Origin of the sequence: Streptomyces panaciradicis (genome assembly GCF_023516615.1) — a bacterium.
In the GTDB taxonomy this organism is placed as follows: Bacteria; Actinomycetota; Actinomycetes; order Streptomycetales; family Streptomycetaceae; genus Streptomyces; species Streptomyces panaciradicis.
Window position 1 is genome coordinate 134,249 of record NZ_JAMGBF010000015.1, and the last position, 10,950, is coordinate 145,198.

The 10,950-nt window shown below is 73.5% G+C and carries 11 protein-coding genes; 5 read left to right on the forward strand and 6 right to left on the reverse strand.

Features of this window, described 5'->3' with window-relative positions; translation table 11 throughout:
• Positions 1-49: 49 nt before the first annotated feature.
• The 3 genes from M8J74_RS06775 to lnt all read right to left on the reverse strand — a co-directional run bounded on the left by M8J74_RS06775 (position 50) and on the right by lnt (position 3,098).
• Positions 50-850, reverse strand: coding sequence for a 3-hydroxybutyrate dehydrogenase (locus M8J74_RS06775; RefSeq protein WP_249835537.1), 801 nt, complete (start codon positions 848-850; stop codon positions 50-52).
• Between the two features lie 54 nt (positions 851-904).
• A complete protein-coding gene (locus tag M8J74_RS06780) occupies positions 905-1,384 on the reverse strand; it encodes an NUDIX hydrolase (RefSeq protein ID WP_249835538.1) in 480 nt (159 codons plus the stop codon).
• Positions 1,385-1,487: 103 nt separating this feature from the next.
• Complete coding sequence (gene lnt, locus M8J74_RS06785; protein WP_249835539.1) at positions 1,488-3,098, reverse strand: apolipoprotein N-acyltransferase; 1,611 nt, start codon at positions 3,096-3,098, stop codon at positions 1,488-1,490.
• Positions 3,099-3,408: 310 nt separating this feature from the next.
• Between lnt and M8J74_RS06790 the strand changes: the two genes are divergently transcribed.
• A complete protein-coding gene (locus tag M8J74_RS06790; RefSeq protein ID WP_249835540.1) occupies positions 3,409-4,413 on the forward strand; it encodes an O-antigen ligase family protein in 1,005 nt (334 codons plus the stop codon).
• A gap of 42 nt (positions 4,414-4,455) precedes the next feature.
• Here the strand turns inward: M8J74_RS06790 and M8J74_RS06795 are convergent, their stop codons facing one another.
• Positions 4,456-5,001 carry a hypothetical protein gene (locus M8J74_RS06795; RefSeq protein WP_249835541.1) on the reverse strand — a complete coding sequence of 182 codons (546 nt, stop codon included), beginning with the start codon at positions 4,999-5,001 and terminating at the stop codon, positions 4,456-4,458.
• 78 nt (positions 5,002-5,079) lie between these two features.
• Positions 5,080-5,865 carry a glutamate racemase gene (locus tag M8J74_RS06800; protein ID WP_058927037.1) on the reverse strand — a complete coding sequence of 262 codons (786 nt, stop codon included), beginning with the start codon at positions 5,863-5,865 and terminating at the stop codon, positions 5,080-5,082.
• Between the two features lie 57 nt (positions 5,866-5,922).
• Here M8J74_RS06800 and M8J74_RS06805 point away from each other — a divergent pair, with 57 nt between their 5' ends.
• Positions 5,923-7,104 (forward strand): glycosyltransferase, encoded by a 1,182-nt coding sequence (locus tag M8J74_RS06805; RefSeq protein ID WP_249835542.1) that lies wholly within the window; start codon positions 5,923-5,925, stop codon positions 7,102-7,104.
• Between the two features lie 15 nt (positions 7,105-7,119).
• Here the strand turns inward: M8J74_RS06805 and M8J74_RS06810 are convergent, their stop codons facing one another.
• Positions 7,120-8,454: a TerD family protein gene (locus M8J74_RS06810; protein ID WP_249835543.1), complete on the reverse strand. Its 1,335-nt coding sequence runs from the start codon at positions 8,452-8,454 to the stop codon at positions 7,120-7,122.
• Between the two features lie 299 nt (positions 8,455-8,753).
• Here M8J74_RS06810 and M8J74_RS06815 point away from each other — a divergent pair, with 299 nt between their 5' ends.
• The 3 genes from M8J74_RS06815 to M8J74_RS06825 all read left to right on the forward strand — a co-directional run bounded on the left by M8J74_RS06815 (position 8,754) and on the right by M8J74_RS06825 (position 10,857).
• Positions 8,754-9,179, forward strand: a complete 426-nt coding sequence (locus tag M8J74_RS06815) for a DUF6643 family protein (RefSeq protein ID WP_058927034.1) — start codon at positions 8,754-8,756, stop codon at positions 9,177-9,179.
• 42 nt (positions 9,180-9,221) lie between these two features.
• Positions 9,222-10,049 carry an MOSC domain-containing protein gene (locus M8J74_RS06820; protein WP_249835544.1) on the forward strand — a complete coding sequence of 276 codons (828 nt, stop codon included), beginning with the start codon at positions 9,222-9,224 and terminating at the stop codon, positions 10,047-10,049.
• Positions 10,050-10,251: 202 nt separating this feature from the next.
• Positions 10,252-10,857: an Rv1733c family protein gene (locus M8J74_RS06825; protein WP_249835545.1), complete on the forward strand. Its 606-nt coding sequence runs from the start codon at positions 10,252-10,254 to the stop codon at positions 10,855-10,857.
• Positions 10,858-10,950 lie beyond the last annotated feature (93 nt).

A 10,950-nucleotide genomic window follows, 5' to 3' on the forward strand; every position in this document is an offset into this window, starting at 1 on the left:
GCCCCGTCAGCCCTGTGGACAACTCCTCCTCGCACAGACGTACGCCTGGTCAGTGGGCGGTCCAGCCGCCGTCGAGGACGAGCGAGGTGCCCGTGACGAAGGAGGCCTGCGGGCCGCACAGATACGCCACGGCCTCGGCGACCTCCGCCGGTTCGACGAGGCGCTTGAGGGCACTGTCCTGCAGCAGCACCTCGGTCAGGACGCGTTCCACCGGGATGCCGTGCGCCTCGGCCTGGTCGGCCAGCTGCCGCTCGACCAGGGGGGTGCGCACATAGCCGGGGTTCACGCAGTTCGAGGTCACTCCGTGGGCGGCGCCTTCCAGGGCGGCGGTCTTGGACAGGCCCTCCAGTCCGTGCTTGGCGGCCACATAGGCGGATTTGTACGGCGAGGCGCGCAGTCCGTGGACGGAGGAGACGTTGACGATGCGCCCCCAGCCCTGCCCGTACATGTGCGGCAGGGCGCCGCGGATCAGCCGGAAGGGCGCCTCCAGCATGACCGTCAGCACGGTGTGGAAGACGTCGGGCGGGAACTCCTCGATGGGACGGACCAGTTGCAGGCCCGCGTTGTTGACGAGGACGTCGGTTCCGGCGGCCGCGTGCTCCGCGGCGTCGAGGTCGGTCAGGTCCAGGACGTGCGGTTCGATGGCGCCCGTGAGGCCGGCGGCCTCCTCGGCGAGGGACTCGAGTCCTTCGGCGTCCCGGTCGACGGCTCTGACCTTGGCCCCGGCGGCCGCGAGCCGCAGCGCACAGGCGCGGCCGATACCACTGGCGGCGCCGGTGACGAGGGCGGCGCGGCCACCGAGGTCGAGGGCGAGGGCGTGTGGGGGCGGAAGGGCACCGGTCGGGGTCATGGAACGACCCTAGGCAGCGCTATGCCCTCGCCACATGTGGTCGAAGCACATACTTCACTGCGGCGCGGTGGGGTCGAACCATGTGGGTTCGTCGGACAGGGCCTGCTTGATGCGGAAGTGGTGGAACTCGGTCATCTCGGGCAGCTCGTCGAGCGAGAACCAGCCGACGGCCAGCGACTCGTCGTCGTTCACCCGCGCCTCGCCGCCCAGGACGCGGCAGCGGAAGCAGAGGTCCATGAACTGGCAGACGTCGCCGTTGGGGTAGGTGACCGGCCGGCTGGAGCGCACCGAGACCAGCCGCTCGACGGCGACCCGGACGCCGGTCTCCTCCTCCACCTCCCGCACGACGGCGGCGGCGGGCTGCTCGCCGGGGTCCGGGATGCCGGAGATCAGCGCCCACCTGTAATTGTCGGCACGCTGTCCGAGCAGCACTCTGCCCTCGCCGTCGAAGACGACGGCGCTGACGCCGGGGAGCCAGAGCAGCTGGTGGCCCGCGGTGGCCCGGATCTCGCGGATGAAGTCAGGAGTCGGCATGGCACCGACCCTACGGGGCCGTCGCCCACGCCCCCGCGCGCTCCCTGGGGCATGTGCCCGGCGTACCGCCGCACGGCCCCGGCGCGCCCGGCCCGCGGGACCGCTAAGCGTCCCTCGTCCGCCGCCCGCGCACCCCCGCGCCGATCGCCCAGCCGAGACCGCCGGCGGCGACCAGCACCAGAGCGATCTCCGGGAGGACGCCCAGCCGGGTGGCGGGGGTCTCGGAGGAGCGCAGCGGCACCTTCTGCACCAGGTGGGCGTGGACGAACATGCCGGTCTTCTGGGTGATCCTCCCGTCCGGCATGATGATCGCGCTGACGCCACTGGTGACGGGCACGGTGACGGTGCGGCTGTGCTCGACGGCGCGGACCCGGGACATGGCGAGCTGCTGGTAGGTCATCTCGCTGCGGTCGAAGGTCGCGTTGTTGCTGGGCACGGAGATCAGCTGGGCGCCGTCGGTGACCTCGGAGCGCACGGCCCAGTCGAAGGCGGCCTCGTAGCAGGTGACCAGGCCGACCTTGGCGCGGTCCATGGTGAACACGCCCGGCTTGGTGCCCCGGCTGAAGTCCTGGCGGACCATCGAGGTCCAGTTGCCGTTGATCGCGCCGATCAGGCCGCGCAGCGGCAGGTACTCGCCGAAGGGCTGGATCTGCCGCTTGTCGTAGGTGTCGGTGGGGCCCTTCTTCGGGTCCCAGAGGATCTGCTCGTTCCACAGCTTGCCGTCCCGGGCGACGACGCCGCCGACCGAGATCGGCGCGCCGATCGCCTTGGCCGCGTGGTCGATGACCGCGTAGGCGTCGGCGTTGGCGAAGGGATCGACGTCGGAGGAGTTCTCCGGCCACAGCACGAGGTCGGGCCTGGCGATCTTGCCGGCCTTGACCTCGGCGGCCAGGCGCTCGGTCTCGCGCGCGTGGTAGTCGAGGACGGCCCTGCGCTGGGCGTTGAACTCCAGCCCGGAGCGGGGCACGTTGCCCTGGATGAGCGCGACGGTCGTGTAACCGTCCTGCGCCTTGTCGCTGACCAGCGCGCGGGCGGCCACCGCGCCCGCCACCGGTACGGCCACGCTGAGCAGGGCCACGGCCGCGGCCGACCGCCGGATCTCCCGGGTGCGCCGCGCGTCCAGGCCCAGGCGTACGGCCTCGTACAGGCCGAAGCCGCACAGGACGACCGCGAAGCCCAGCACCGGGGTGCCGCCCACCGCGGCCAGCGGCAGGAACACGCCGTCGGCCTGGCCGAAGGCGATCTTGCCCCAGGGGAAGCCGTGGAAGGGCACGCGCGCGCGTGCCGCCTCGCCCGCGATCCACACCGCCGCCGCCCACAGCGGCCAGGCGGGCAGTCTCGACACCGCGGCGACGCCCGCGCCGACCAGCGCGATGAACATCGCTTCGATCGCGGCCAGCGCGATCCACGGCACGGGACCGACCTCCACGCCCGTCCACACCAGCAGCGGCAGCAGGAAGCCGAGGCCGAACAGGTAGCCGAGACCAAGACCCGCCTTCCAGCCGCGGCCGCGCAGCACCCAGCCGAGACCGGCGAAGGCCGGCAGCGCCAGCCACCACAGGGGGCGCGGCGGGAAACTGACGTAGAGCAGCACTCCGCAGAGTGCGGCGGCGAGGGCCGGAACGAGGCGTACGAGGCGCGCCGCGCGCGAGGAGGGCGCGGTCTGCGGCTGCAACTGGTCCGACTCGTCCACGGAGGTTGCGGTGACGGTCACTCGGGGAGTGTACGGCGGGTGACCTTGGCCGGGACAGCGCGGTCCACATGGCAGCACACCGGCCCCCGGGAACCGGCCGCCCCACCGTTCCTGCGCATCTCGGTCCAACTCATCCACAAAACGCCCATCAGCGGTTACGGTGTGCCCAGCCACAGTCGCCCGGCCGGTCACGGCCTCGACGGGCGGGTCGTGCGAGGTCGGGGGGCTTCGGTCGGGTGTGGGGGGCGGGGTGGGTTCCACGGGGACGACGTCCGTCGCCGGTCCTGCGGAGGACGGCGACAGACGAAACGTTTCGGACGCGGCGGGCGTCATGGCGCTGGGTGGCTGTGCCACCTGGTCGCTGGTCACGGCGACCGCACACGACGGCCGCCCGGAGGGCGTGCTGCTGGCGGTGCTGGCCGTGGCGGCCGGCTATGCAGCGGGACGGATCTGCGGTGCGTTGCTGCCGGTCGCGGCGCTGTGCGCGGGCTCGCTGGCCGGGCTCGTCGTGATGCTGGCCGTGCCGCGCCTCGCGGCCGGCCCGCAGATCGACGCGCCGCTCGGTCACGCCGGGGGCACCGCCGCCCTGCTCACCCTCTGCACCGGTGCCGCGTGCTGCGCCGCGTGGGAGGCAGGGTCACCGGCCCTGCGGTTCGCCCTGGGCGCGCTGGCGGCCGCGATCACGGCGGCCGCGCCGCTGCTCGGCTCGATCAGCGGGTTCATCGGCTGTACGGCCGTACTGCTGTGCTCGCTCGCCGCCGGCCGGATGCGGCGGCGCGCCCTGGGGATGGCCGGTCTGGCGCTCGGTGCCGCGGCTGCGGGCCTGCTCACCTGGACCATCGCCGCCGGCGCGGTGCCCGGCGGGCTGACCGCGTCGCTCCAGGGCGAGCTGACGCCGTACCGCCTGCGGCTGTGGCACGACGCCCTGCTCCTGTCGCACGACAACGCGGGGCTCGGCGTGGGGCCCGGGCGCTTCGGCGAGGTGAGCGCCACGGCGACCCGCACCCTGTCCTCCGACGGCAAACCGCACTCGGCGCTGTTGCAGCAGGCGGCGGAGCAGGGGGTGGTCGGCGTGCTGCTGCTGGGGGCGGTGTTCGGGTGGCTGCTGTACACGCTGTGGCGCTCACCGCGCCCCACCCCGGTCGTGCTCACGGCGGGCGCGGCGCTGACGCTGCTCGCGGCGATCGCCTCGGTCGGCAACGCGCTGAGCTTCACCGCCGTGTCGGTGGGTGCGGGGCTCCTGGCGGGCCTGGCCACCGCGCGGCCGCTCGCCGACGGCTCGCCCGAGCAGGAGGTGCCACGGGTGCGACCGCGGGGCGACCGCCTCACGCCGTGAGACCGAGGCGGTGCGGACGGAACGAGCGGCTGGTGACGCCGTTCAGTGCGCCGTGCCGGGGGTGCCCGACCGCAGCCGGTCCCTGATGACCCGCACGGCGGCCTCGGCGTTGTCCACGGTGATCGTGAACGTGTGGCCGTCCCACAGCCGCAGCACGACACCCTCGCCCCGGCGTACGACGACCGCGGTGCCCTTCTCGGGCCGCCAGCGGTAGCCCCAGCCGCCCCACTGGCGCGGAGTGACGTGCGGGGCGAACTCGGCGCCCGCCACGTGGTCGAGGGGGATGCGCCGGCGCGGCACGCCGATGTGGCCGCAGCGCACCTCGAGGGACTCCTTGTCGAGCTTCAGGTCCACGTGCACGAACGCGAGCGTGCCGAACAGCACCAGCAGTCCGGCGGCGATGCAGCCGACGACGGACATGACCAGCGGGGCGATGCCGGAGTTCCAGGCGGAGTCGACGGCCAGCTCGACGCCGAGGGCCATGAAGGCCGCGCCGCCGAGCGCCAGCAGCCACTGGGCGCGGTTGGTGGCCCGGCCCGTCCAGACGTCGGGGTGCCGGGAGCTCTCGTCGTGGGGGTGGTCCCTCATACCGATGAGGTTACCCAGGTTTCGCAGCGGTGGTACCGGGTCGCGGACAGTGACTGCGCCGACCCGGGCACCCGCCGGTCACCGGGCGGCGCCGACCGCCTGGAGGAAACGTCCCTCCTCGTACGTCAGCGCCGTCGCGGGCAGCTCCGCCGGGCGGCCGCTGAGCAGCACCGTGAGGGTGCCCTCGGCGTCGGCCTCGGGGACCGGCTGAGCGCCGATCCGGCGCAGCGCCTGGGCGACCACCGCGCCGGCGGTGCCGTGCAGGATGAGCGGCGGTCCGTCCGGCCGCTGCACGGCGGCGCGGATGCGCTCGGCGACCAGTTCGTAGTTGGTGCAGCCCAGGACGAGTGTGGTGACGTCGTCCGGGGTGCGCGCGGCGGCCGCGGCGACGGCGGCCTCGACCGCCGCGTCGTCGGCGTGGTGCACGGCGTCCGCGAGCCCCGGGCAGGGCACCTCGGCGACGTCGACGCCCGCAGCGAACTCCTGGATGAGGCCGCGCTGGTAGGGGCTGCCGGTGGTGGCGGGCGTCGCCCAGATCGCGACGGGGCCGCCGCCCGCGGCGGCGGGCTTGATCGCGGGCACGGTGCCGATGATCGGCAGCTTCGGCTCGAAACGGGCGCGCAGCGCGGGCAGCGAGTGCACGGAGGCCGTGTTGCAGGCGACGATCAGCACGTCCGGGTCGTGCTCCGCGGCCGCTCCGGCGACGGCCAGGGCCCGCTCGGTGATGTCCTCCGGCGTGCGCGGCCCCCAGGGCATCCCGTCGGGGTCCCAGGACAGGACGAGGTCGGCGTCGGGGCGCAGACGGCGCGCCACGGCGGCGGCGGGAAGCAGACCGATTCCGGAGTCCATGAGCGCGATCTTCACCCGGCCACGATAGACGATGAGCCGTTCAGGGCCGGTCGGGTGGGGCAGACTGCGCGGGTGAGCGCCCTCGTGTGGATTGCCGCCGTGTCCCTCGCCGCCTGGCTGTGGCTGCTGCTGTGTCAGGGCTTCTTCTGGCGCACGGACGTCAGGCTGCCGCGCCGCGCGGATCCCGGCGACTGGCCCCCGGTGTGCGTCGTCGTCCCGGCCCGCGACGAGGCCGCCGTGCTGCCCGCCGCCCTGCCTTCCCTGCTCGCCCAGGACTATCCGGGGCGTGCCGAGATCTTCCTGATCGACGACGGCAGTTCGGACGGCACCGGCGACCTCGCCCGCGAACTGGCCGCCTCCCACGGCGGTCTGCCCCTGACCGTCGGCTCCCCCGGCGAGCCGCCGGCCGGCTGGACGGGCAAGCTGTGGGCCGTGCGGCACGGCATCGGCCTGGCACGCGCGCGTGGACCGGAGTACCTGCTGCTGACGGACGCCGACATCGCGCACAAGCCGGACAGCCTGCGGGAACTGGTCGCGGCGGCGCGCGCCGGCGGCTTCGACATGGTCTCGCAGATGGCCCGGCTGCGGGTGGAGAGCGCGTGGGAGCGGCTGGTGGTTCCCGCGTTCGTCTACTTCTTCGCGCAGCTGTATCCGTTCCGCCGGATCGGCCGGCGGCGGGCGCGGACGGCGGCCGCGGCGGGCGGCTGCGTCCTGCTGCGGGCGGACACCGCCGAGCGGGCGCGGATCCCGGACGCCATCCGGCACGCCGTGATCGACGACGTGGCGCTGGCGCGGACCGTGAAGGGCACGGGCGGGCACATCTGGCTGGGGCTGGCGGAGAGGGTGGACAGCGTCCGGCCCTATCCGCGCCTGCACGACCTGTGGCGGATGGTGTCGCGCAGCGCGTACGCCCAGCTGCGGCACAACCCCCTGCTGTTGCTCGGGACGGTCGCCGGGCTGCTGCTGGTCTACCTGGTGCCGCCGCTGGCGCTGGTCGTGGGCGCGGCGGCAGGGGCCTGGCCCGCGGCTGTCCTCGGCGGGCTCGCCTGGCTGGTGATGACGGGCACGTACCTGCCGATGCTCCGCTACTACCGCCAGCGGCTGTGGCTCGCCCCGCTGCTGCCGTTCACCGCGTGCCTGTACCTGCTGATGACCGTGGACAGCGCGGTCCAGCACTACCGGGGGCGGGGTGCGGCCTGGAAGGGCCGCACCTACACGCGCCCCGACACCGTCGCGGACGAGAGGCCCCTCTGACGACTCCGGGGGCGGTCACTTCCGGCCGGGGGTCCAGTTCATGCCCCAGCCGTAGGCGTGGTCGACGGTGCGCTGGGGGCTCACCCCGCGCTCGGGCACCAGGTAGCGGGCCTCGCGCTGGACGATCAGATCACCGCCGGTGTTGGTGATGAGGGCGAGCGCGCACACGGTCGAGGGGACCGTGCACTCGTCGAGCGAGAAGTCGATCGGCGCGCCGTACTGCGGCTGGAGCGTGACCGTGGCGTGCAGGTCGGCGAAGGAACGCGCGCCCTCGTAGATGGTGACGAAGACGAGGATCCGCCGGAAGCTCGCCTTGTGGTCGAGGTTGACGGTGAGGTTCTCCCCGCTCGCCACGGCACCGGTGCGGTCGTCGCCGTCGAGGTGGATGTACGGCGGGCGGTTCAGGGAGCCGAAGGCGTTGCCGAGGGCCTGGACTACTCCCTTGCTGCCGTCGGTGAGTTCGTACAGGGCGCACAGGTCGAGGTCGAGGTCGGCGTGCAGGGCGACCGCGCGGCCGCGCTTGCTGCCCCAGCCCGAGAACTGCTTGCGCACCTCCCAGTTGAGGTTCACGCGCAGGGCGCCGGAGGTGCCGCCCTGTTTGGCGAGGGAGACCGCCGGGGCCGCCTTGGTCAGCGTGACCTTGCTCAGCCGGACCGGCGCGGTGGGCGGCGCCGGGGGCTGGACGGGGGCCGGGGGCCCGGCCGGCGGCGGCATCGTCACGGGCGGTGCGACGGGGGGCGGCATGGTGACGGGCGGCGCGACGGCCGGCGGAGCGGTCACCGGCGGGGCGACCGGGGGCGTCACGGGAGCGGCGGCGGACGGGGCCTGCTGGGGTTCGTCGACGGTGATGCCGAAGTCGGTGGCGAGGCCCTCGAGTCCGCTGCTGTATCCCTGGCCGACCGCACGGAATTTCCACGCGCCCTGCCGACGGTAGAACTCACCCAATACGAAAGCGGTTTCTACACTCGCGCCCGTACTGTCGAATCGAGCGACCACCGCATGGGAGCCGGCATCACGCACTTCGATATAGAGATCCGGCACCTGTCCGAACGTACCGCCGTCGGCGGACGCGGCGAGGACGACCGTCTCGATGGCCGGCTCCACGCGCGCGAGGTCGACGAGAAGGGTGTCGGTGACCCTGCCGCCGCCGTCCCTCTTGCCCTCGTGCCGGACCGCCCCGGAGGCGTGCGCCGGCTGGTTGTAGAAGACGAAGTCACTGTCCGAGCGGACCTTGCGGCCCGCGAGCAGCAGCGCCGAGGCGTCCGCGTCGGGGACCCCGGGTCCGGAGCGCCAGCCCAGTTCCACCCGCAGCGCCGCCGTCGGCACCGGAGTGTTCGATCCCTTGGGCATTGACATGTCCGTCCCCCTCGCGTGTCTCGGCGCCGCTCCGCGCCCGGAAGCCGCCTACGGGTTCTCCTGAGCACAACCTATTCCTCGGTGCGCCGGACTCCCATGCGAGGCGCGACCGGACCGTCGGGTGACCCGCTGGTAACCCGTCCGGAACTCGGCCTTTATCGGATCACGGCCCCCTTGGGCGCCCCTTTTTGGCCCGTTCGCTCGCATTGGGTATCCCGAGCCACTGCGGCCACGGAAAACAACCTTCTTATCGGTCTCCCCAACCAGCACATCGTGGGCTTAACTTATGTGCCATGACCTCCCCCCGCTCCACTTATGGCGGCGGTTACTACTCCGCCTTCCCGGACACCCCGATCTACGACAGGCTCGTCGCCGAGCGGGGCACCCCGCAGATCGCTCCGATCAGGGTCCCCGCCGCCTACGACATGCCGGGCAGCAACCTGCCCGCGCTGCCGTCGGCCCTGCCCGCCCTCCCGGCGGGCCCCTCCCAGCCCTCCTACGGCTACCCGCAGGCGCAGCAGCCCTCACCGCTGCAGCAGGCGCCCGCCGCCTACATCCCGCAGCAGGCCACCGCGCCGCGCGGCTATCCCGGCCCACAGCAGCAGCCGCAGCGCCCCATGGCGGCAGGCACGGGCTACGAGGCCATGCGTCCCGCGGCTCCCCGTCCTGCGGCCCCCTACCAGGATCCGTACAACCAGCAGCAGTACCGCGGCTACTGAGCCGCCCTCCCCGCTGTCACCGCCACCTGGCACGATGGCTCCATGGGGAATGCGCGGCTGCGGTCGATTCACGTACATCCGGTCAAGGCGTTCCGGGGCCTCGCGTCCCGGGAGGCCGTCGTGGAGCCCTGGGGGCTGGCCGGAGACCGGCGCTGGGCGCTGATCGACGACGGGGGAAAGGTCGTCACACAACGTCAGCAGCCGCGCCTCGCACTGGCCGCCGCCGAGCTCCTGCCCGGCGGCGGCGTACGGCTGTCCGCCCCGGGCATGGACCCGCTGGCGGTTCCGGTGCCGCGGCCGCAGGGCACGGTGCCGGTGGAGATCTTCGGCGAGAAGGTGGAGGGCATCCTCGCGGAGCAGCCGGACGCGCACGCCTGGTGCAGCGCCTACCTGGGCGCCGGGACCCGCCTCGTGCACATGGACGATCCGGCCGTGTGCCGCCCCGTCGAGCCCGAGTTCGCCCTTCCGGGCGAGACGGTGACCTTCGCGGACGGCTATCCCCTGCTGCTCACCGCCGACGCCTCCCTCGACGCCCTCAACTCCCTGATCGCGCAAGGCGAGCACGCGGACGAGGGCCCGCTGCCGATGAACCGGTTCCGGCCCAACGTCGTCGTGTCCGGCACCGATGCCTGGGCCGAGGACCACTGGACCCGCATCGCGATCGGCGAGGTCGCCTTCCGTGTCGCCAAGGTGTGCGGGCGCTGCGTGGTCACGACGACCGACCAGTCCACGGCAGCGGTGGGCCGGGAACCCCTGCGCACGCTCGGCCGGCACCGCCGGATCGGCAACAAGCTGGCGTTCGGCCAGAATCTGGTCCCCCTCGACCGGGGCACGATCCGGGTCGGGGACCCTGTCACGGTCCTGGAGTAGGCCCGGCCGGCCGGTCGCGGGGAAAGATCCGGCCAACACCCGTGCGGCGGGAACCGACGCCGGGGCGCCGGACGTTGCACGGTCGGTGAGAACTCCATGCCAGGCCCCGCTCGGAGGTGATTTCGCTCTCTCTTCGACCGGGCCCGGCCGTGGAGGAGTCCGCCAGGGGCTATCACGGAGCGGGGAAGGGGGTGCGGGGGCGATGCGAGCGATCGGCGGACTCTGGCGCTGGCGGCACAATCCGCTGCGCCGCACGAGCGATCTGGTCGAGGCATGGATGGCGCTGGCCGCCCTGCTGCTGATCCTGGCCGCCGCGCCCGTCGTCGGCTCCCTCGTCGGCCGGGTCGCCCAGAACTCCCTGCAGCAGTCCGTCCGCGACCAACGGGCCGCGCGCCACGCGGTCACGGCCACGGTCGTGCGCAAGCTGGACCGGTCCCCGCTGGACACCGACCCCGAGACCTCCTCGGCACGGGACCTGCGCAGCCGCGTCCTCGCGGACTGGACGGCCCCCGACGGCACCGCCCACCACGCCGTGACCCTGGCCGCCCTCAAGTCCCCGCACCGCGGCGACCACTTCACGATATGGACGGACACCCACGGCCGCCCGGTGGCCCGTCCACTGGACCCGGCGACGGCGACGACCCACGCGGTGCTCGCCGGATTCGGCGCCGCCCTGCTGACCGCGGGCGCCGTCGAGGGCACCCGGCGACTGGTCCTGTGGCGCATGGTCCTTCGCCGCTACGCCCGTTGGGACCAGGCATGGGACCGGGCGGGCCCGGACTGGGGCAGGACCGGCACCGGCAGCTGACGGCCTTCCGGCTCTGGTCAACCCACCCCCCGTGCGCACGCTACGGTGGACCGGCCGAGCTCATTCGGCAGCACGAACCCGCGTACGACGAGG